The organism is Paraniabella aurantiaca (genome assembly GCF_050309965.1).
Taxonomy (GTDB): domain Bacteria; phylum Bacteroidota; class Bacteroidia; order Chitinophagales; family Chitinophagaceae; genus Niabella.
Window position 1 is genome coordinate 274,607 of sequence record NZ_JBLOSY010000002.1, and the last position, 24,124, is coordinate 298,730.

At 43.7% G+C, this 24,124-nt stretch carries 14 protein-coding genes; all 14 read left to right on the forward strand.

Features of this window, described 5'->3' with window-relative positions:
• The first annotated feature begins 9 nt into the window (after positions 1-9).
• The 14 genes from ACLOAU_RS15865 (at position 10) to ACLOAU_RS15930 (ending at position 24,076) form a co-directional block, all read left to right on the forward strand.
• On the forward strand, positions 10-1,272 hold the full coding sequence (locus ACLOAU_RS15865; RefSeq protein ID WP_427862877.1) for a family 8 glycosyl hydrolase: 1,263 nt from the start codon (positions 10-12) through the stop codon (positions 1,270-1,272).
• Between the two features lie 38 nt (positions 1,273-1,310).
• Positions 1,311-3,098 carry a glycoside hydrolase family 43 protein gene (locus ACLOAU_RS15870; protein ID WP_427862878.1) on the forward strand — a complete coding sequence of 596 codons (1,788 nt, stop codon included), beginning with the start codon at positions 1,311-1,313 and terminating at the stop codon, positions 3,096-3,098.
• A 213-nt stretch (positions 3,099-3,311) separates the two neighbouring features.
• Positions 3,312-5,258 (forward strand): glycoside hydrolase family 97 protein, encoded by a 1,947-nt coding sequence (locus ACLOAU_RS15875; RefSeq protein WP_427862879.1) that lies wholly within the window; start codon positions 3,312-3,314, stop codon positions 5,256-5,258.
• A gap of 32 nt (positions 5,259-5,290) precedes the next feature.
• The gene (locus tag ACLOAU_RS15880) at positions 5,291-7,759 is read left to right on the forward strand and encodes a glycoside hydrolase family 95 protein (RefSeq protein ID WP_427862880.1); all 2,469 of its coding nucleotides are present in this window, start codon (positions 5,291-5,293) and stop codon (positions 7,757-7,759) included.
• A gap of 101 nt (positions 7,760-7,860) precedes the next feature.
• On the forward strand, positions 7,861-9,246 hold the full coding sequence (locus tag ACLOAU_RS15885; protein WP_427862881.1) for an endo-1,4-beta-xylanase: 1,386 nt from the start codon (positions 7,861-7,863) through the stop codon (positions 9,244-9,246).
• A 373-nt stretch (positions 9,247-9,619) separates the two neighbouring features.
• Positions 9,620-10,570 (forward strand): glycoside hydrolase family 43 protein, encoded by a 951-nt coding sequence (locus ACLOAU_RS15890; protein ID WP_427862882.1) that lies wholly within the window; start codon positions 9,620-9,622, stop codon positions 10,568-10,570.
• Positions 10,571-10,616: 46 nt separating this feature from the next.
• Positions 10,617-13,052: a glycoside hydrolase family 127 protein gene (locus ACLOAU_RS15895; RefSeq protein ID WP_427862883.1), complete on the forward strand. Its 2,436-nt coding sequence runs from the start codon at positions 10,617-10,619 to the stop codon at positions 13,050-13,052.
• Positions 13,053-13,170: 118 nt separating this feature from the next.
• Positions 13,171-14,748 carry a glycoside hydrolase family 43 protein gene (locus ACLOAU_RS15900; protein ID WP_427862884.1) on the forward strand — a complete coding sequence of 526 codons (1,578 nt, stop codon included), beginning with the start codon at positions 13,171-13,173 and terminating at the stop codon, positions 14,746-14,748.
• A 17-nt stretch (positions 14,749-14,765) separates the two neighbouring features.
• Positions 14,766-16,109, forward strand: coding sequence for a family 43 glycosylhydrolase (locus ACLOAU_RS15905; RefSeq protein ID WP_427862885.1), 1,344 nt, complete (start codon positions 14,766-14,768; stop codon positions 16,107-16,109).
• 116 nt (positions 16,110-16,225) lie between these two features.
• Positions 16,226-16,720 carry a hypothetical protein gene (locus ACLOAU_RS15910; RefSeq protein WP_427862886.1) on the forward strand — a complete coding sequence of 165 codons (495 nt, stop codon included), beginning with the start codon at positions 16,226-16,228 and terminating at the stop codon, positions 16,718-16,720.
• Positions 16,721-17,069: 349 nt separating this feature from the next.
• Complete coding sequence (locus tag ACLOAU_RS15915; protein ID WP_427862887.1) at positions 17,070-19,106, forward strand: NPCBM/NEW2 domain-containing protein; 2,037 nt, start codon at positions 17,070-17,072, stop codon at positions 19,104-19,106.
• Positions 19,107-19,184: 78 nt separating this feature from the next.
• Positions 19,185-20,978 (forward strand): NPCBM/NEW2 domain-containing protein, encoded by a 1,794-nt coding sequence (locus ACLOAU_RS15920; protein ID WP_427862888.1) that lies wholly within the window; start codon positions 19,185-19,187, stop codon positions 20,976-20,978.
• Between the two features lie 129 nt (positions 20,979-21,107).
• The gene (locus tag ACLOAU_RS15925) at positions 21,108-22,526 is read left to right on the forward strand and encodes a glycoside hydrolase family 43 protein (RefSeq protein WP_427862889.1); all 1,419 of its coding nucleotides are present in this window, start codon (positions 21,108-21,110) and stop codon (positions 22,524-22,526) included.
• 182 nt (positions 22,527-22,708) lie between these two features.
• Complete coding sequence (locus ACLOAU_RS15930; RefSeq protein WP_427862890.1) at positions 22,709-24,076, forward strand: glycoside hydrolase family 43 protein; 1,368 nt, start codon at positions 22,709-22,711, stop codon at positions 24,074-24,076.
• Positions 24,077-24,124 lie beyond the last annotated feature (48 nt).

Below are 24,124 nucleotides of genomic sequence, written 5' to 3' on the forward strand. Positions count from 1 at the left end.
TTTTTGGATATGAAAAAAGTTTTTACTCTTTTACTATGGTCAGTCCTCGGATCACCGGTCATGCTGCAGGCACAAACAGGTAACAAGGCCGCCAAAGACGCTGCTATTGTAACCGGAAAGTACCGTAATCTTTTCAAAGAAGCAGGCTACCGGCAAAAAGACATTGACGCCAAAGTAGCTAAAGCCTATAGCGATCTTTTCGAAAGCCCGAACGGTATTTACTTTGAAGTGGAAGACTCTTTGGCTTATGTATCGGATGTAAAGAACCGGGATGCCAGAACCGAAGGTTTGTCTTACGGAATGATGGTTGCTGTTCAACTCAATAAAAAGGAAATATTTGACAAGATCTGGCGGTGGTCAAAAAAGTATTCCCAGCACCATGAAGGACCCCGCAAAGGATATTTTGCCTGGAGCATTAATCCTAAGACTAACAAACCCAACTCTCCTGGCTCCGCTTCGGATGGCGAATTTTATTTTATTACCGCTTTATTGTTTGCATCCAATAAGTGGGGAAATAACACAGGCATCAACTACTATAAAGAAGCCCGCTTTATATTAGATGAAATGTGGAAAAAAGACGGAACGGATAACATATATAATCTGATCAATACGGAGCATAAGCAGATTAGTTTTGTTCCCGAGGGTAATAACTATAATTGGACAGATCCCTCGTATCACCTGCCAGCCTTCTACGAAGTATGGGCGCAGTATGCAAAGGACGGACATGAAGATTTCTATAAAGCCTGCGCCGATACATCAAGAGCTTTCTTTAAAAGAACCACTCATCCTGTAACAGCTCTTAATCCTGATTATGCCGAATTCAGCGGAGCGCCTCATTCCACCAGATGGATGCCTGCGGCATTTCGATATGATTCCTGGCGGGTACCTATGAATATTGCAATGGATTATGTTTGGTACGGCAAAGACAGGGTTTGGCAGCGTGATTACGCGCAGCGATTTCAGAATTTTCTAAGATCGAAGGGCATAGATCGTTTCGAAGACCAGTTTGAGTTAGACGGTAGCCGGCCCGAATTCATTTTGCAGGCAGGCCCGGTTAAGAAATTAAGGCACTCCATCGGATTGATAGCTACAGCAGCATCTGCATCATTGATGAACCCGGACAAGAACAGTCTCGATTTCGTTCATAAGTTATGGAATGCGAAGCTGGAGCCTTTTGAGGATGGTTATTACGACGCCTACTATGACGGTTTACTGTATTTGTTCTGCCTGATGCATTTAAGTGGTAAATACCAGATTATTCATGCAAAATAATATCCGTCACATTTTTATAAAGTATTAAATAGAGTATAATGATTAAGTTTGGTTTCTCTCAATTACAATTGCTGGCCATGGCCGCTTTGCTGTTGCTTGGTTTGGATGCAACTGCACAAAAGAAAAAAAATGAGCAGGCTGCGTCGGGTACAAACGTTCCTGTTTTTACCCGGTTCTCTTATACAGGAAATGACGCTGTATATACCAACAATCCTTTAAAGGAAGACGAATTTTATAACCCTATCCTGCAAGGATGTTATCCTGATCCCAGCATAGTTAGAAGGGGAGACGATTACTTCCTTGTAGCTTCTTCTTTTTCCATGTTTCCCGGTGTGCCTATTTTTCATTCCACTGATTTAGTGAACTGGAAGCAGATTGGGCATGTGCTGGACCGCCCTTCTCAATTGAAGGTCGAAAAGTCGGGTATCTCTGCAGGTATCTATGCACCTTCTATAAAATATAATAAGAAGAACGAAACCTTTTACATGATCACTACACAGATTGCAGGCGGTATTGGCAATATGGTAGTTAAAACCAAAGATCCTTTTAAAGGATGGGGTGAGGTAAAGAAGTTAAACTTTCCCGGAATAGATCCTTCTCTGTTCTTTGATGAGGATGGTAAGGCTTATGTGGTTCATAATGATGAGCATGCTGACCGGTCTAAGATCTTGTATAACGGACACCGTATTATCAGGCAGTGGGAGTATGATTTAGAAAAGGATGAAGTGATCCCGGGTACTGATGTAGTATTAGTAGATGGTGGTGTTGATATATCTCAAAAGCCTATTTGGATAGAAGCTCCCCACATGTACAAAAAGAACGGTAAGTATTACCTGATGTGCGCAGAGGGTGGAACTGGTGACAACCACAGCGAGGTTATTTTTATAAGCGATAGTCCAAAAGGGCCTTTTAAGCCAGCACTCAATAACCCCATTCTTACACAAAGATATTTCCCGGCCGACCGAAAAGATAAAATTGACTGGGCCGGTCACGCTGATCTGGTTGAAGGAAAAGATGGTAAGTATTATGCGGTATTTTTAGGTATCCGTCCCAATGCCAAAGATCGTGTAAATACGGGCAGGGAAACATTCCTGATTCCCGTGGATTGGTCAGGTACATTTCCCGTTTATCAAAACGGCTTGGTTCCCTTGAAGCCGAAATTGAAACTGCCTCAGGGGGTAACTAACCAAACCGGTAAAAACGGCTTTTTCCCTTCGGGTAATTTTACATTCACGGATAACTTCACGGCGGCCAACCTGGATTACCGATGGATCGCAATGAGAGGTCCGCGTGAAGAATTTATTACTACCTCCCCAAAGGGTGGCGTAAGCATCAAACCGTTTGAAGCCAATATTAAAGCGGTAGCTCCGGTATCAGCTTTATTCCACAGGCAGCAGCATGCCAGCTTTGAAACGGCAGTGACGATGAACTATGTACCTAAATCCGGCACAGACATGGCCGGTATTGTTTGCTACCAGGGCGAGGCATTCAACTATGTATTCGGTGTTACTAAAAAAGATAATGACTACTACCTGGTACTCGCAAAAAATGCAAGGGAAAGACAGGCAGGTCCTCCCCGCCAGGGTAGCGTTGTGCCCTCAACGATCATAGCCAGTACTAAAATTGACGTAAGAAAGCCCGTGCAATTGAAGGTATCGGCATCTCAGCAGGATGAATATACTTTTAGCTACTCAACAGACGGAGTTAATTTCCTGAGTGTTGGCGGCGCCGTATCGGGCGATATACTCTCCACCAATGTGGCGGGAGGATTTACCGGTGCTTTAATAGGTTTATATGCCACATCGGGTAATGATATACAGCCATAAGTAACAGCAGCATGAAAAAAGATCATGTTGGGCTGAACATACATTTTGCACATAATGATTTATCTAAAGCGCTCAAGTGTTAGTAAATAGTATATAGATGTGAATGAAAATACGGTGGGCTTTCACTTTTTAAATGGCATATTAAAGTTTTGATAAAAATGTTTTTGCCTGCCGGTCGCGCAGGATTCGAATTCTAAACATAACGTTCAATAAATGAAATTTTCAATCTTATCAGCTGCATTGGTAGTGCTTTTAGCAGCAAGTAGCAGGGCTCAGGATGCAATAGTAATGAGTCCTGATAAACAGTTAAGCGTAAGTGTATCCGTAAATAATGGCAGGGCTGAGTATGCGGTGAGCTACAAAGGTAAAGTGATGCTGGAGAACTCTCCGCTGGGATTTAAAACCAACGAAGGTGATTTTTCAACAGGTATAAAGTATTTAAGTAAAGAAGAGGCGACCGTAAATAAGAGCTATACGCAGGATCGTATTAAGAAATCGGAAATTCAATATCATGCTAACAAACTTACTTATTCAGTAGAAAACGCCAAACAGCAGAAAGTAAATATTGTTTTCCAGGTAAGTAATAATGATATTGCCTTCAGGTATGAGCTGCCAGTTTGGAAAGATCGCCAGAGCTGTGTAATAGAGTCAGAAACTACAGGCTACAAGTTTCCTGCGCAAACAACCACTTTCCTTTCTGCTATGATGGGGGCTATGACCGGGTTCGCGCGTACCGCACCAAGCTATGAGAGTGCTTATGAGGCAGATGGCTCTCTGGGTAAACCTACACGCAATAACGATGGATATGTGTTCCCGGGCTTGTTTCGCATCGGAGCAGATGGCTGGGTGTTGCTGTCAGAAACCGGTGTAAGTAGCTTGTATTGCGCTTCACATTTAAGCGATGGAACGAAAGAGGGTTTATACACCATTCTTTATCCTAATGTCAAACAAAATAACGGTTTTGGCAGCACGGGTGCGGCAATAGGCTTACCGGGCGTAACGCCCTGGAGAACCATTACTGTAGGCAGCAACCTTAAACCTATTGTAGAAACCACGATACCTTATGATGTGGTTGATCCGCTCTATGAAGCTTCGCAGCCATATAAAATGGGCAAATCAACCTGGAGCTGGATTGTTTGGCAGGATGCCAGTATGAATTATAACGACCAGGTAAAATACATTGATCTGGCGGCTGCTTTAGGGTACGAGTATATTTTAATGGATGCTTTCTGGGATAGCAATATAGGTAAAGAACGTATGAAGGAACTGATAAAATATGCCAACTCTAAAAAGGTAGATGTTTTTCTATGGTACAACTCTAACGGATCTTTCAATGACGCTCCCCAGGGTCCTAAAAACAAAATGAATACATCGGTTGCCCGCAAGCATGAAATGAAATGGTTGAAAGAAGCCGGAGTAAAAGGTTTGAAAGTGGACTTCCTAGGCGGCGATAAGCAGGAAACTATGCGCCTTTATGAAGATATATTATCTGATGCCAACGATTATGGGCTGATGATTATCTTTCATGGCTCTACCTTGCCTCGTGGGTGGGAAAGAATGTATCCCAATTTTGTTGGTGCAGAGGCAGTGGTCGCGTCTGAAATGCTCATTTTTTCACAGGGTGTACGCGAAGCAGAAGCTTACAATGCTTCCCTGCATCCATTTATACGCAACACGGTTGCCAGCATGGAATTTGGCGGTAGCTTGTTGAACAAATACCTGGTGAAAAGCAATGAAGGACGTAATAAACGTTTAACCACGGATGCCTTCCAGTTAGCTACAGCAGTGTTGTTCCAAAACCCTGTTCAGATGTTTGGTTTGACACCCAATAATCTCACCGATGTACCGGCATTTGAAATTGACTTTATGAAAACGGTTCCCACCACATGGAACGAAACCCTCTATATAGATGGATATCCGGGTAAGTACGCGGTTATTGCAAGGAGGCACAATAGCCAGTGGTATGTTGCAGGTGTAAACGGGCAAAAAGAGCCGGTTAAAATAAAAATTCAATTACCCATGTTTGCGGGTAAAAAAGTAAGCATGTATAATGATGATAAAGAAAAAGTGACCTTCTTAAAAGAAGTAACCATAAAGAAAAATGGTGAATTGGAAGTTGAGATGCAGTCTGGCGGAGGCTTTGTGATAAAGCAACATTAAAGAAAGACCTTTAATTACTTAAATAGATTATTATGATTCAGGCTACAATAATTTCATCATTTGAAAGGTGCATCAACTATAAAAGAAGTCGCTTTGGTGTGGTGTTGCTGTTGACTTGTTTCTTTGTGATTAATAACGCTAAAGGACAGGATATGAAGCTTTGGTACAATGAACCAGCCAAGGCATGGGTGGAGGCACTGCCTTTAGGTAATTCACGTTTAGGAGCAATGGTGTATGGTATACCCAAACGTGAAGAGTTGCAATTAAACGAAGAAACGATTTGGGGCGGAGGTCCGCATCGCAATGATAATCCCCGCGCATTGCAGACTTTGCCAGAGGCACAAAAACTGGTTTTTGAGGGCAAAACGAAAGAAGCAGACAAGTTGGTGAATGAGAACTTCTTCACCAAAATACATGGTATGCCTTATCAAACAGCCGGGAGCGTCATACTTAAATTCCCCGGGCATGAAAAGAATGCGTCTTACTACCGCGAACTGGACATCAACCGTGCGGTGGCATTAACCCGCTATAATGTAGACGGTGTAACTTATACGCGCGAAACTTTTTCTTCTTTTGTTGATAATGTAATCATTATGCGTATTACAGCCAGCAAGAAAGGATCAGTAAATTTCGATCTTAGCTATACCAAACCGGCGCCGTTTAAAGTGTTTGCTAAAAACAGTGTTTTGATAATGGAAGGTAAGGGCGCAAGCCACGAAGGTGTTGAGGCCAAAATAATATATCAAACGCATTCGGCTGTAAAAACCACTGATGGTAAAGTTTCGTTAAACGATAGTACAATATCGGTTGCCGGCGCTACTGTTGCCACTTTATATATTTCTATTGGCACCAATTTTATCGATTATAAAACAGTGGGAGCCGATTATGAAAAAAAAGCTGATGCTTACCTCGCAGCAGCTATAACGAAGGATTATAATATCGCTATCAAAAATCACTCGTCGTTTTATGCGAAACAGTTTAACCGTTTTAAGTTAGACCTGGGTAAAAATGCGGAGGCATCAAAATTACCTACCACGCAACGGATCATTAATTATCATACTACACAGGATCCGTCATTGGTAACACTGCTGGCACAATTCGGCCGTTACCTGTTGATATCCTCTTCGCAGCCCGGTGGACAGGCAGCCAATCTGCAAGGCATCTGGTGTAATGCTATGTATCCGCCCTGGGACAGCAAATACACGATCAATATTAATGCAGAAATGAATTACTGGCCTGCTGAGATTACTAACCTGTCAGATAACCACAAGCCATTTATACAGATGGTGAAAGAGCTCAGCCAGTCTGGTCGCGAAACAGCGAAGGTAATGTATGGCGCTGATGGCTGGACCGCACACCACAACACTGATATCTGGCGGGTGACTGGCCCCATCGATTTTGCGGCAGCAGGCATGTGGCCAACGGGCGGTGCCTGGGTGAGTCAGCATTTGTGGGAGCATTATTTATACACCGGCGATAAGAAATACCTTGCCGATGTGTACCCGGCTATGAAAGGCTCAGCTGACTTTTTCCTTAGCTCTTTAATCAAACATCCTTCGAATGGTTGGATGGTGGTGTCTCCCTCGATTTCTCCCGAACAGGGACCGCTTTCAGCCGGAACTACTATGGATAATCAGCTCGTTTTCGATATACTTACAAGAACCGCAGAAGCCAACAGGATCCTGGGGGGCGATGCCGCCTATCGTGCGAAATTATTAGCTATGGTAAAAAAACTGGCGCCGATGCAAATTGGTAAGTACACGCAGCTGCAGGAGTGGCTGGAAGATATAGATGATCCAAAGAACGAACACCGCCATGTATCTCATTTGTACGGATTATACCCCGGAGACCAGGTGTCTCCCTACACGCATCCGAAGTTATTCGAAGCTGCACGCAATTCGCTTATTTACAGGGGTGATAAAGCTACCGGCTGGTCTATAGGTTGGAAGGTGAATTTATGGGCACGTTTACTCGACGGGAATCATGCTTATACAATCGTTAATAATATGCTTACACTGGCAGGCGGCGATAACCGGGACGGAAGAACTTACCCCAATATGTTTACAGCGCATCCCCCTTTTCAGATTGATGGCAATTTTGGGTTAACGGCAGGTGTTGCAGAGATGATCCTGCAAAGTCATGATGGAGCAGTACATCTTTTACCGGCGATACCCGACATTTGGAAAGATGGTTCGGTATCCGGTATTGTAGCCCGCGGTGGATACGAATTTGCAATCAAATGGAAAAACGGGGAAGTGATAGAGGTTTCCGTATTATCGAAATTGGGAGGTAACCTGCGCCTGCGTGCTTACAACGAGCTCAAAGCTGCCCATCTGCAACCTGCAAAGGGATCTAATCCGAATACATTATTTACAAAACCGAAGATAGCAGATCCGTTGATTTCCGATAAAGCATCTTTTAAAGGTACCTGTTTGAAAAAGGTATATGAGTACGATCTGACCACCAGGGCCGGGGGCAGGTACATAATATTCAGTAAATAGCGAGGTAAGGCCTGGAAGGCAAGGGCTTGCTTTGTTTTTATCTCTTTTTTAAATCTAAATAGTTACTGAAAACCTGGTAAAATCATTTCAAAAAAATAACAATGAATAAAAGTGTTTCTCCTCAGTCAACCGGTTTAAGCCGCCGGTTGACAAACCTATGTATTGCCACAATTTTGTTATTACTCACCAATCAATTGATGGCTCAAAATTACCCGCCATCTTGTGTAATAACGATGCCCTATAACAATGCCTATTTTCAGTCTGGTACCGATGTGCTGATAAAAGTGTACGCAACAGATTTTGGTAAAACAGCTCACAACGGAACTGTGCATTCCGTAGAATTTTATAACGGTGAGCAATTATTAGGCAAGGCCGATCAGCACAAAGATTATACCTATACATTTATATGGTCGAAAGTATCGGCAGGTAATTATACAATAAAAGCAAAGGCTACCAATAGTGCCGGCGTATCTTTTACATCAGCAGGAGTGGTAATTGCGGTAGGGGCTAACAAAGTCATACCAGCGGGGTTAAGTGCCGGCAAGGGCAAATACCTTGCTAATATTTATCAAAATAAGGATGAGCCGGGGTATGAAAAGTACTGGAACGGTGTTACTGCTGAAAATGCCTGTAAATGGGGCACCATTGAACCTGTTCGTGGCGAATATAATTGGGAGGTTGCAGACAAGGCTTACCATTACGCAGTATCGCGTAACCTCGTATTTCGATATCATGCCGGCGTTTGGGCCAGTCAGTATCCGCAGTGGCTGCTTACCCTTTCTAAAGAAGAAGCCCGTGCCGAAATAATTAAGTACCTAAAAACCATTGCAGCAAGATTTCCTTTGGCCGATCAGATTGATTTGCTGAATGAACAGCTATTCAAGCATCAGAAGGATAACCAGAAATTCAGAGAGTTGCTGGGTGGACCAGGTACCACCGAGACAGATTTTGGTTGGCAGATATGGTTATTTGAAGAGGGACGAAAAATTTTCAAAAATACCAAGCTGGTGCTCAACGATTACGGGCTGGAAGGCGATTTTAAAGCGATTAAAGCGCAGTTGGAGCTGTTTAAGGCTTTGCGGGACAGGGGACTGGTAGATGGCTTTGGCACACAGGCGCATGCATTTAATGTAGACAAACCGGCGGCCGACACGATCAAAGCTTCACTGGATATGATGGCTACCGCAGGCCTGCCCATTTATGTAACCGAGCTGGATATGAACGGAGGTATCAGGGGCAGGCAGGCCAATGATTCCCTGCAGCTCATCAGCTTTAAAAAAGTGGTACCGGTTTTTTGGGAACATCCTGCCGTGGCCGGCATTACCTTATGGGGTTACATAGCCGGCACTACCTGGATGTCCGGCACAGGCATCCTAAGCAAAGAAGGAACACCTAATCCGTCGCTGGTATGGTTGCAGCAATACATGAAAGCTATGCCGGTGTCAGGCTATCCATTGGGTGAAATCGTAAATGGTAAACCCAGGTAAGTAATATCGTTTTCATGCCGAAAACAGGATACTTCCCGCTGCTAACCTGTAAAAAAGCAGCTATGTTTTTCCCGTTTTGATAACAATACTTCTATCAAAATAAAAGTTTAAAAATGCTTGCAACCGATTGTATTTATTTCTTATCTTAGCTTAATAATTGTAAAAATGACAACTATTATTTCCGGAGTATTTGTCAGTTGCGCTTGCTGTTAGTTACTTTTCCAATTATGCAGGATCATCTTTGTAAGAATATTGCCGAACTTAATGTAATCGATTTTTGAAAGAGCATTACCAGATAAATATTTTATGTCTAACGGATGACCTTAACGAGGCATATAATGAGTTGCAGAAGATCGGTATAAACGAATAAGAAATGCAAAAAAATGTGTTGCTGCTATTAATGGCGTTGTTGCAAATAGCATTTGTAACAGCACAAAATCCTATCATCCGGCATATATTTACGGCTGATCCTGCACCACTCGTGTACAGGAATACGGTATACTTATATGCCGGGCGTGATACAGCAACGGTTGATGCTAAAACCTACCAGATGCCCAGCTGGCATGTATTCTCCTCAAAAAATATGGTTGACTGGAAAGATCACGGCCCGGTTTTAAAACCTACGGATTTTTCCTGGGCTGCGCGTGCTGCTAATGCCGCACATTGCATTGAGAGAAACGGTAAATTTTACTGGTATATTTCAGTGATGCATAAGAATAATGAAGTTAGTAAAGGCGGTGTTGCAATTGGGGTAGCAGTGTCTGAAAGTCCAACGGGACCGTTTAAAGATGCTATTGGCAAGGCCCTGATAACTAATGAAATGACCACAGATATGAAGCACTCCTGGGATGACCTGGATCCGGCTGCTTTCATTGATGATGATGGACAGGCTTATCTGTTCTGGGGTAATGGAAGTTGCAAATGGGCTAAACTGAAAGACAATATGATTGAACTGGATGGGCCCATTCATACATTCAAACCCGATCATTTTACAGAAGCGCCCTGGGTATACAAACGGAACGGCCTGTATTATTTGCTTTATGCAGCTAATTTTCCTGAAAGTATTGATTATGCTATAGCCACGGATATAAAAGGCCCATGGACCTATCGCGGGCGTATACAGGATCCGGTTACCAACAGCACTACTACCCATCCCGGGGTGATTGATTTTAAAGGGAAGTCGTATTTCTTTTATCATGACGGATCAATGCCCTCAGGCAATAGCTACAGGCGTTCTATTAAAGTAGATTACCTGCATTATAATAGTGATGGGACCATCAGGAAAATTGTAGAAACAGAGAAGGGCGTTAGTAAAGTGAATTAGTTGAAGCGTATTACCAAGAGGTGGGCGTGTCATTAAAAAAAATAGTATGAAGCAATTAAGATTATCGGTAGTTATAAGAAAAAGAGCGGGTAAGATAACTGTTAAGGTTGGGGTACTTACCAGCATATGCGCTATAATGTCTTACTGCGGCGCAGCACAGGATAAGCTTTATGGAAATGCTTTTTCATTAAACGATGTTAAACTAACCAGTGGCATTTTTAAGCATGCACAAGACCTGAACGTAGAGGTGTTGTTAAAATATGATATGGACCGTTTGCTGGCAGGATATAGAAAGGAAGCGGGACTTCCGGCCAAAGCCAAGATATATCCCAACTGGGAAGGGTTGGATGGCCATGTGTGTGGTCATTATTTAACAGCATTGGCCATGAATTATGCATCTACCGGTAATCCGGAGTGTAAGAGACGGATGGATTACATGATCGCTGAACTAAAAGCCTGTATGGAGGCTAATAGTAAATTATATCCTGACTGGGCGGTAGGCTATATTGGTGCCGTTCCCGACGGGAAAGCATTATGGCCTAAAATTAAGGCTGGTGATATCGCTCCTATCTGGAAATATTGGGTACCCTGGTATAACGTGCATAAAATGTATGCTGGGTTAAGGGATGCCTGGATGTATGCCGGAAGCGCAGAAGCAAGAAAACTATTTCTGGTTTTTTGCGATTGGGCTGTTGACGTTACAAATGGCTTGTCAGACGCACAAATGGAAAGTATGCTGGGTAATGAGCATGGCGGTATGAATGAAGTGCTGGCTGATGCATATGAAATGACAAAAGATGCCAGGTATCTTACAGCCGCTAAGCGATTTTCACATAGGGAGTTTTTAGAACCCTTATCAAAAGGTATAGATAACCTGGATAACAAACATGCCAATACGCAGGTGCCTAAAGCAGTTGGGTTTGAGCGTGTGGGCGAATTGACCAACGATGCACAATACTTACGGGCTGGTAGTTTTTTCTGGGAGACTGTAACCGGTAATCGCTCGCTGGCTTTTGGTGGTAACAGTCGAAGGGAATTTTTCCCGAGTGTTCCTTTTTATCGGGAGTATATAAGTGATGTGGAGGGACCAGAGAGTTGCAATACCTATAACATGCTCAAGCTGTCACAAGGGCTTTTCAGGTTAAGTCCTGATGCAAAGTATATGGACTTTTACGAGCGGGCTTTATACAATCATATCCTGTCTACCCAACATCCGCAGCACGGAGGGTATGTGTATTTTACGCCGGCACGTCCGCGTCACTACAGGGTTTACTCAGCACCTAACGAAGCTATGTGGTGTTGTGTGGGCAGTGGTATGGAGAATCATGGTAAGTATGGTGAGCAGATATATACACATGTAAAAGACTCTTTATTTCTCAACCTGTTTATAGCATCGGAGTTGAACTGGAAGCAAAAAGCAATGAAGCTAAAGCAGGAAACATCTTTTCCTGATGAAGCTGCCACAAAGCTTTCAATAACGAGCGGCGCCGGAAAATTTACATTGATGGTTCGCTATCCGGCATGGGTAAAGGATGGGGCTTTAAAACTCTGGGTTAACGGAAAACCGTTTGCCTATCAGCAAAAACCCTCGTCTTATATAGCTATCAACCGCCAGTGGAAAAAAGGGGATGTGGTGCGGATAGATTTACCAATGCGCACTACTATAGAACCAATGCCGAATGTATCAGAATACGTAGCTATTATGCACGGTCCGCTTCTGTTGGGTGCCAAAACCGAAACTAAAAATATCAGGGGATTGATCGCCGACGACGGCCGCTGGAGCCATATTGCCCATGGCGAAAAATTGCCCGTGAACCAGGCGCCTGTAATTGTTTCAGAACAGATCGGAGATGTTTCTCAAAAACTGGTTCCGGTAAAAGGAAAACCTTTGCAATTTACATTTGCGCGCAACTTAAACGTGGTTAACAATGCTGAATTAGTATTAGAGCCATTCTTCCGTATACACGATTCGCGTTACATGATGTACTGGATGGCCTTAACTCCTGTACAGTATAACAACTATATGGATTCGATTGCTCACGCTGAAAAAGAAAAGCTGGAGTTAGAAAAACGAACAGTGGATTTTGTGGCACCCGGTGAGCAGCAACCAGAAGTAGATCACCAGATGCAAACTGAGCGGTCCCGCAAAGGGAATGCGCATAATCAGGCTTTTAGAGAATCTGCTGCTGGTGGCTATTTCAGCTACAGCCTGGCTACCAATAAAGCAACTAACCTGGCTTTGATGGTGAGATATTGGGGAGCCGAAAACGGGAACCGGAGTTTTGACATTTATATAGATGACCAAAAACTGGTAACAGAAAATCTTAAAGAAAAATGGAACCGACCCGATATGATCGATGTAGAATACGCTATACCGGTTTCCATGTTAAGCGGGAAAGAATATGTGCGGGTTAAGTTTCAGGCAACAGAATCAAATACAGCCGGACCTGTTTACTATGTCAGGTTGGTGAAATCTAAATAGTAATCAACAGCAACTATAGCGCCAGGGCAAGCTTCAAAGTAGCACTAACAAGCTGCAATATGACACCCTTGCAATATTTGTTTAAAAAAATAAATCCTCAGATTTTTAATACACACGGATGAAAAAAACCTTCTTTTTTTATTTGCTGGTTTCAATATCCTTAACGACCAGCCTTCATGCGCAGCAAACTCAAAAAGCGCAGAACCCTATCATCTTTGCTGATGTGCCTGATATCTCTATTATTCGTGTAGGAAAGAATTACTACATGAGCAGTACTACCATGCACATGAGTCCGGGTGTGCCTATTATGAAATCTACCGATCTGGTGAACTGGAAACTCATTGGTTATTGCTACGATACGTTGAACAAGGTGGGGGTAGACGCTATGAATTTAGACAATGGCAAAAGTACTTACGGGCGTGGCTCCTGGGCCAGCAGCATTCGTTACAATAAAGGAACTTACTATGTTTCCACCTTTGCGCAAACTACCGGTAAAACCTATATCTATACTACAAAAGATATTGAAAAAGGCCCCTGGAAGGCGATAGAATTTAAACCGATGATGCACGATCATTCATTGGTTTTTGATGATGATGGAAAAATATATATGTTATATGGCGGTGGTAAATTAAGGCTGGTTGAACTAAAAGAGGATTTGAGTGGTGTAAAGGAAGGTACCGACCATGTAGTAATTGAGAATGCTACATTGCCCACAACTCCTGAAGGTAGTCGTGGAGGTTTACCTGCAGAAGGTTCGCAGGTGTTTAAAGTAAATGGCAAATTTTACCTGTTCAATATTTCATGGCCTCCCGGTGGACAACGTTCTGTAATTATTCACCGGGCCGATAAAATTGGCGGTCCGTGGCAGGGTAAAATAGGCTTGCAGGACAAAGGCGTGGCGCAGGGCGGTTTAATTGATACACCAGACGGCCGCTGGTTTGCCTATCTCTTCCGGGACAATGGTGCTGTGGGCCGCATTCCCTACCTGGTTCCGGTGAAATGGGTGGATGGATGGCCGGTGATAGGCGATGAAAATGGTAAAGTACCTATGACACTCGATCTGCCTGCCAGTAAAGGACTAATTCCGGGCATTGTAGCTTCTGATGAATTTACACGTAAAAAGAATGATGCGGCCCTGCCGTTGGTATGGCAGTGGAATCATAATCCGGTAAATGAACTGTGGTCAGTAACCGCCCGTAAAGGTTATTTAAGGCTAACTACCGGTCGCATCGATACTACCTTCCTCCAGGCCCGCAATACACTTACACAACGTACCATAGGTCCCGTTTCTTCGGGCACCACTTCGATAGATGTATCGAATATGAAAGACGGCGATTTTGCAGGCATAACATTATTGCAAAGAAACTATGGAATAGTAGGCGTAAAAATAGAGGGCTATAAAAAAACATTTGTAATGATCAACGCCAGCAATAACAATCCGGTCGTAGCCGCTACCGTTCCGCTCAATCAAAACGTTGTTCACCTGAAAGTAGCCTGCGATTTCACTAATAAAAAGGACGTAGCTGATTTCTTCTATAGCCTGGACGGTAAAACATGGATTCCCATTGGCACACAGTTGAAAATGGCTTATACAATACCTCACTTTATGGGTTACCGTTATGGCCTGTTTAATTATGCCACTAAAGAGACAGGTGGGTATGCCGATTTTGATTATTTCAGGATTGACAATAAATAACTAAGTTGATTATTTCCATGATGAGAAAGCATACTAAAGAGGCAGTTGCAGTAATCGTATCGCTGGCGGTTACAATTACAGCTTCGGCACAAAATCCTTTCATCACCAACCAATTCACCGCCGATCCATCGGCAAGGGTTTTTGGTAACAGGGTATATGTATTTCCCTCGCACGATATTCAGGCGCCCGATGGTAAAAACCTACGCAAGGACTGGTTTTGCATGGAGGATTATCACGTATTTTCTTCGGAAAACCTGGTCGATTGGACCGATCACGGGGTGATTGTTACACAAAACAAAGTATCGTGGGTAAAGCGCGATAGTTATGCGATGTGGGCGCCCGACGCCATTGAACGTAATGGCAAGTATTATTTCTACTTTCCCGCTACTCCTAAAGATTCAACGATCGGTCGTGGCTTTACTATTGGCGTAGCCATAGCAGATAAACCCGAAGGGCCCTATATACCAGAAGACAGGCCCATTAAAGGCGTTCGCGGCATCGACCCGGGCGTTTTTATTGATAAGAAAGATGGGCAGGCCTACCTGTACTGGTCGCAGGGGAACCTATATGGCGCCAAACTGAAAGCTAATATGCTGGAGTTGGACTCCGAAGTGTTTACGTTAAAAGAGTTTCCAACAAAGGGTTTGAAAGAAGGACCTTATGTTTTTGAGCGAAACGGTATTTACTACATGACCTACCCACATGTAGAAAACAACATTGAAAGATTAGAATATGCCACCAGCGATAATCCCCTCGGGCCGTTCAAATTCGCGGGAGTTATTATGGATGAATCGCCCACCGGGTGCTGGACGAACCATCAATCAATTATTCAGTTCAAAAACCAATGGTACCTGTTTTATCACCATAACGATCTGTCACCCCGGTTTGATAAAAAACGTTCTGTAAGAGTGGATAGTTTGTTTTTCAACCCCGACGGAACGATCAAAAAAGTAATACCAACGTTGAGAGGTGTAGGGTTAACTAATGCTTTAAAAGAAATACAAATAGACCGTTACAGTCATATCAGCGGCGCAACCGTTGATTTTATAGATACGGTGAATACGTTTGGAGGATGGAAAACCGTCTTTGCAAAAGGGGGAGATTGGGTACAATATAATAGTGTTGATTTTGGTAGCTTTAAGGCAAGAACAGTCACCATTCGCGTGAAAGCTGATGCAAATGCAGTATTACAAATAGGTACTAAGCAAAATGGAATAATTGCTGAAGCCAAACTGATTAAAAGGTCGGGATGGCATGATGTGGAAATTCCGGTGAAGAAAGCGCCGAAGGACGTAAATGATTTGGTGATTACGCTAACAACAGGGAAAGACGTTGAAGTGGATTGGATAAAATTTAAGTAAGAAAGTTGGAGAGTAGAAAGAAATCCGGACGGAGCATATCGCCTGATACCAGCCTTTTCGAAAATAAAATAATATCTCTGGAACTTGTCATTATTAAAAACAATAAATCTAAAAGTATGAAACAAACATTTACACGTATCTTTTTTGTAGCCATGGTTACTTTAGCTACCTCCACTTTATTTGCACAACGCGCTGCACTTTCGGGCGAGTGGAAACTGGATGAGAAAAAAAGTGAATTAGGCGAGTTTGCCAGGGCTGCAACTTCCATTAAAACGGAGCAGAAAGACGATGCAATTACTATTACCAGGGTAACACCCGGCTTTAATGGTGGCGATCCCATGACAAATACCGTAACCTTAACTTTTGATGGCAAAGTAGTAGAATCGGAAGGCTTTCGCGGATCTAAAAGAAAATCAACCGCAAAGTGGTCTGAGGATGCCAAAACACTGGTAGTGAGCAGCACCATGAGCTTTGAGCGCGACGGACAAACATCTGAGTTCAAATCCACCGAAAGCTGGAGCATTACTAAAGACGGCCAGCTTTCAGTAGTTACCCAGTCTAACTCACCAAGAGGAGAGAGCACTGTAAAAGCTATTTACACAAAAAAGTAACCTTGTTATGTCCCGGAATCTTTCACAGAAGGATTTCGGGATATTCATTCATTTTAATGGGGGCGCTGTATATCGCCTGGGTATTTTGTGTTGGGAATATTGTGGAATGTTTTAATAAAAGTCATTTTTACTTTTATTTTTTATAGGACATCAGGCGGCTATACCGGGCATGTACCGTGTAATAGCAAGCAGCAGAGGGCAATAGTGTTTATCCTTCGATACAGGTAAATCCTACGGATACCATAGGTACGAAAGATATACTAACAGCATATTGTTTTAAAGTAAAGAGAATCGTGTGTTTCGAATGGTGACGTTAGTAAACGCAATGTTCTGTACAAAAGATAATTATATGGAGTTGAGAAACAGATTTCAAATATCACTGTTAGCAGTGTTTTTAATGCTGGGAGGCAGTAAGTTGCAGGCCCAGGCCCGGGTATGGCTAGACCAATTGGATTTAAGCGTAGCTACACAGGGCCACGGAAAACCGGGTGTTAACAAGTCAGTAGACGGGAGGCCGCTTACCATCGCAGGTAAAGTATTTGAAAGAGGATTTGGAACCCATGCTGAAAGCTCCTTATTCATCAGGCTGGACAAAAAAGTATCCAGGTTTTCGGCACTGGTAGGTTTAGATGATGAAATGAAAGGACAAAGGCCGGCTGTCGAATTTGAGATTTATGCTGACGATAAAAAAATATGGTCAAGCGGTGTTATGCGGTTAGGTGATGCTGCTAAACCCGTGTCGGTATCGTTAGCGGGCATCAGTAAACTGGAATTGGTGGTGACTGATGGAGGGAATGGTCCTTATTATGATCATGCGAACTGGGTGGATGCTGTATTTGAAACCGATGGCCTGAAAACATTGGCAACTTTTAATCCCGTAGCATCGGAGCCTTACATTCTTACTCCAGCGCCGCCCGCCGCACCGCGCATTAATGCTGCTACTGTATTCGGGGTGCGCCCCGGCTCCCCGTTTTTGTTTAGAATTCCGGCTACCGGTGAAAGGCCGATGGTTTTTTCGGCGACCAATCTTCCGCAGGGACTGCAATTGGATACTAAAACCGGCATCATCACGGGCCACATTTCCCAAAAGGGAACATACAACGTAGTACTGCGTGCAAAAAATGCAAAAGGTAAGATCACTAAGAAGCTTCGTATTGAGTGCGGAGATCAAATAGCATTAACACCAACAATGGGTTGGAATAGCTGGAATTGTTTCGGACACGAGGTTTCTGCTGATAAAGTAAAACGGGCAGCCGATGCTTTGGTTAAATCAGGATTGATAAATCACGGCTGGAATTACATCAACATCGATGATTCCTGGCAATTTAACAGAGACGGAAAAGACCCGTCTTTCAAAGGAAAAATGCGTGACGAAAACGGCTATATTCTTACCAATTCCAAATTTCCGGATATGAAAGGGCTAACGGATTACTTTCATAGTCTCGGATTAAAAGCCGGCATATATTCATCACCCGGACCCTGGACCTGCGGTGGTTGCGCAGGAAGTTACGGTTATGAAAAACAGGATGCCGAAAGCTATGCAAAATGGGGATTCGATTATCTGAAATACGATTGGTGCAGTTACGGAGGCGTGTTGAATGGTTTGCCCGATAATGACCCGAACAAAGTTTCTTCACTCAATTTTCAGGGTGGAGGAGATTTGGATAAGGGCGTGAAACCATTTAAGTTAATGGGCGATTTATTAAAAAAACAACCGAGAGATATTGTGTATAATCTTTGTCAATATGGGATGGGCGATGTTTGGAAATGGGGAAATGAAGCCGGCGCGCAATCCTGGCGTACCACTAACGATATTACCGACAGCTGGTCAAGCGTGAGAAGCATTGCGCTTGCCCAGGATAAAGCAGCGGTATGGGCGAAGCCAGGTAACTGGAACGATCCTGATATGTTGGTGGTAGGCGTTGTAGGTTGGGGGAATGCACACCCCAGCCGCCTGAAGCCCGATGAGCAATACCTGCATATCAGTTTATGGAGTATTTTCTCAGCACCTTTGCTCATTGGCTGCGACCTTGAAAAGCTGGATGCCTTCACTTTAAATCTATTAACAAACGATGAAGTGATTGCTGTAAACCAGGATGCGTTAGGGCTGCAGGGCACCTGCCTTCAGACCATCGGTGACCTTCGCATTTATGTAAAGCAGCTGGAGGACGGGAGCAGGGCGGTAGCCTTCGCAAACTTTGGAAGAGATAAGGTGAACATTTCATACAAGGATTTTGACAAACTGGGCATCAAAGGAAAACAAACTGTACGTGATCTGTGGAGACAAAAAGATATAACCCGGTTAAATGCTGGTAAGGATGCCCTGTCGCTGGAAGTTCCGGTGCATGGCGTATTGTATTACAAGTTTCGCACTGCAGGTAAATAGAAGCCAAGGTGTTGTTATGTTGCCCCAATAGTAAGAGTAACGATACCATTTTAAACATGCTACAAAATTGACCATTACATGAAAAGAAGATTGATATCGGTGTTTGTACTAGGTATATTAATGACAGCAACTGGTTTAAAGGCCCAGAACAATACCGGTTTCTGGAAATTTGCCACGCATCCTCCTTTAGGCTGGAACAGCTGGGATATTTTTGGTACCACGGTAACAGAGCAGCAAATAAAAGAGCAGGCTGATGCGATGGCGGTACACCTGCTTCCCAGCGGCTATAAATACCTGACGGTAGATATACAGTGGTACGAACCCGAAGCAAAAGGGCACTATTATAATCCCAAGGCGATCCTTACCATGGATGAATATGGCCGGCTGACTCCCGGCTTAAAAAAGTTTCCTTCGGCAGCTGACGGAAAAGGGTTCAAACCACTTGCCGATTACGTTCATTCAAAAGGATTGAAGTTTGGTATCCATATTATGAGAGGTATTCCACGTCAGGCTGTTGAGAAGAATACGCCCGTTTTAGGCACTACTGTAAAGGCGCAGGACATAGCTTTGAAAAATTCAATTTGTCCCTGGAATCCCGACATGTATGGGGTAGATGCCACTAAGCCGGAAGGAAAGGCTTATTATAATTCAATCATCAGGATGTATGCCGATTGGGGCGTGGATTATATTAAAGTGGATGATATTTCCCGGCCTTATGATAAAGTGCAGCAGGCAGAAATTGAGGCGATACGAAAAGCGATCGATGAAACAGGGCGGCCCATTTTATTAAGCCTCTCCCCGGGTGCTACGCCGGTTAGAGCTGGTGACCATGTAAAGACACATGCGAACCTGTGGCGGATCACAGATGATTTTTGGGATAGATGGGGATTGCTGCTTGCTATGTTTGAAAGATTGGACGCCTGGACACCTTTTCGCGGACCAGGGCATTTTCCTGATGCAGACATGTTACCCATCGGCATCATTGATTTTAACCGCAAAACTAATTTCACACCGGATGAGCAATATACCCTCATGAGCCTGTGGGCCATTGGAAAATCGCCGCTCATTTTTGGCGGAGATATGACAAAACTGGATGCTTTTACAAAAGAAATGCTCACGAACCCCGAAATGCTTAAGGTGAACCAGGAAAGTGTCAATAATCGTCAGGTTTCGCGGGATAAGAATTTAGTGGTTTGGACCGCAGACATTCCGGGAAGTAAGGACAAATACGTGGCATTATTCAATGCGCAAAGCAAGGGCGATAACATCAATTTTGATAATGCAGATTATGCAAGCCCGGTCATCGCGGGAAATGGCAGTTCACAAAAAGTAGAAGTGTCGGTAAAGAATGGCAAAAAGCTGGTGCTATTTGTTAAAGATGGCGGTAATGGATTTGACTGGGATCATGTGGCATGGATAGATCCCGTATTAACAGGCCCTAAAGGAACACTGAAACTTACGGATATAAAATGGACCAGTGCCTCCGCCGGCTGGGGTGAGGCACGTGTAAATCGTACTTGCGACGGTCAGCCGCTTCGCGTCAATAACCAGCCTGCGAATGGTATAGGCACCCATGCGGAATCGGTTATTATCTATGAGTTGCCTGAGGGTTATGATACTTTTTCGGCTACCGGAGTAGTTACCAAAGATGAAGGGTCGGTTGTATTTGGCGTATGGGTAGATAAGGGTAGCATTGATCTGCCCGGGAAAGCCTCCGTATCTGTCGATTTCAACGCTATTGGTATGAAAGGTAAAATCAAGGTGAAGGATCTGTGGAGCCATAAAGATCTCGGTGTTTTTGAGAAAAAATTTGGACGGGATTTACCATTGCATGGTGCAGGTCTGTATCGCCTTACACCGGTAAAAAAGTAAAGGGATAAAGTTTCACCTGTTAGCCCTCGACGAGGGGGCTTAGAATCTGAAAACAGATAACAAAGAGTGAGCACTACAAGGATAATAGTGTTTATTATAAAATTTTTATTGCACACAATACATATAGGTATGAAAAAAAACAGATTTTTCTTTAGTACGCTGGCGTTGTTATTGACCACCGGGGCTTTAACGGCTCAGAACCCCGTTGTACAAACAAACTATACGCCTGATCCTGCGCCAATGGTATATAAGGGGCGCGTATATATGTATACCGGGGATGATATACCAGGTTTTGATTTTTATTATATGACAAAGTGGAGAGTATATTCTTCTGCCGATATGGTGAACTGGACAGATCACGGCGTACCCATTGCCCTGGAGTCGTTTTCATGGGCAAGAGACAGGGCCTGGGCTGCACAGTGTGTAGAGCGCAACGGTAAATTTTACTGGTACATGTGTGCTCAGACAATCGATAATAATATGGCTATCGGGGTTGCAGTGGCAGATAGTCCCACAGGGCCTTTTAAGGATGCATTAGGCAAGCCCCTGGTTACTACCGGAAGCTGGTCGAATATAGATCCCACAGCCTTTATCGATAACGACGGGCAGGCATATATGTATTGGGGTAATGGCAGCTTATACTATGTAAAACTGAATAAAGACATGATATCTTATTCAGGCGATATTGTTGAAGTTCCGCAAACGCTTGAAACATTTGGCGGCGTAAGAAGACCCAGAGGAGCGCAGCATAATCAAAATGCGCAGGCGACGCCTGCGGTACCCAACAAGGATATGTACGTAGAAGGTCCCTGGTTTTATAAACGTAACGGCATCTATTACCAGATATTCGCTGGCATGGATAAGGGAAAGGAAACCCTGTCTTATTCCATTAGCAATAGCGCTACCGGCCCCTGGAAATATCAGGGACGTATTATGGTGGATCAGCCCACTAACAGCTTTACCAATCATGGAGGTATTATTGATTTCAAAGGAAATTCTTATCTATTTTATCATACCGGGTTGTTAAAGGGCGGCGGAAGCTATGGCCGCTCCTCCGCAATAGAAACCTTTAAGTATAACAGTGATGGTACCATACCACAGGTTACAATAACTAAAGAAGGAGTTCAACCCGTTGGCACGCTTAATCCATATAACCGGGTTGAAGCCGAAACTATTGCCTGGTCAGAAAAATGTACCACAAGCGAAATGGAAAAAATTGGTGTATATGTTTCCGGTATTCGTAATGGCGGCTATGTGAAAGTACGTTCAGTTGATTTTGGAAATACGGCTCCGAAAAGTTTTTCAGCTGCTGTTGCTGCCGGGCTTGACGGTGGTGTGCTGGAAGTACATATAGACAGTGTTGGCGGAACAAAACTGGCCGCCGTTAAAGTACCGCGTACCGGCGGCTGGAAAACATGGAAAACGCTGACAGAAACAGTAGTAACCCCGGTAACGGGAGTACGGGATGTTTACCTGGTTTTTAAGGGGGAGAATATTACTGCCGGCCGCGAGCTTTTTAATTTTGATTACTGGATGTTTAATAAATAGTTTTGGATGCTTTGATTCATCTTCTATGAACAGGCTCTTACTAAAGTTCAATGCCCTGAAGTTATATATGTTAACTGCTTATGAACAGGAATTGAATGTTTCCGCCATCAATTTAGCCGCAGGTAAAGCTTTAAGCTCAAGGCTGCGCGTAACGATACTTTAAAAAAAATAAATATTTGAAGATGAGTTTTTTGAGTAAGACGATAATGGGTGCAGCAATAATGTGTGGTAGCCTGACTGGCCTAAGGGCTCAAAACCCGATCATACAAACCATGTATACCGCTGATCCTGCACCAATGGTATATAACAACAGGTTGTATGTTTATACGACACATGATGAGGATGCTTCTACCTGGTTTACTATGAACGACTGGAAAGTTTATTCAACAAACGATATGGTCAACTGGACCGACCATGGTGTTATACTTTCTTACTCCGATTTTGAATGGGGAAAGGGTGACGCATGGGCAGCACAGTGCGTTGAGAAAAACGGGAAGTTTTACTTATACGTTCCCATGATTTCGAAAACAAATAACAGGGGCGCTATCGGTGTTGCAGTGGGTGACAGCCCGATGGGACCGTTTCATGATCCGTTAGGCAAACCTTTGGTGCAAAGCGAGTGGGGCGATATTGATCCCACTGTTTTTATTGACTATGACGGGCAGGCGCATATGTATTGGGGTAATCCTAAACTCAAATATGTGAAGTTAAATGAAGATATGATATCCTATTCGGGTGATATTGTAGAAGTACCTATGACTGAAGCCTCTTTCGGGAAGCGGGACGGCGATCCGAAGCGGCCTACAAAGTACGAAGAAGGTCCCTGGCTCTATAAACGCAATAATCTCTACTACCTGTTTTGGCCCGGAGGCCCGTTGCCCGAGTTCATTGGTTATTCCACCAGCAAAAGCCCTGAAGGACCCTGGAAATATGGTGGCATCATAATGCCCGCAGAGGGCAAATCTTTCACTAATCATCCTGGTGTTATTGATTTCAGAGGTAAAACTTATTTCTTTTATCATAACGGGGCCTTGCCCGGAGGAAGTGGATTTACCCGCTCGGTTTGCGTGGATGAACTCAAATTTAATAAAGATGGTTCTATTACACCTTTTAAAATGAGCGAAGGCATTACCAAAAGCATAGCGCCCTTAAACCCTTACCAGATGGTGCAGGCCGAAACCATATCCTGGTCGCAGGGAGTCAAAGCCAGCCAAAACCCTAAAGTCGGCGTTTTTATTACAGCAACCAAAGACGGGGCTTATACCAGCGTTAAAAATGTTGACTTCGGCACCCGGGGCGCAGCGTCGTTTTCAGCAAGGGCAGGCACTACGCATAATGGTGGCGTTACCATGGAAATCCGGTTGGACAAACCAGATGGTCCCCTCGCCGGAATCTTAAAAATACCCATGACCGGAGGCAGCGATCGTTGGGCAATAACAGATCTCAAACTGGACAATAAAATTAGGGGTATACATGATCTGTTCTTTGTTTTTAAAGGAAAAGCGCCTTCAAATATCTTATACTTCGACTACTGGAGGTTTATAAACTAATGATTGCAGTAAAAAAAGCAGGCACCTGATCAACGGTTGGAGTATTCG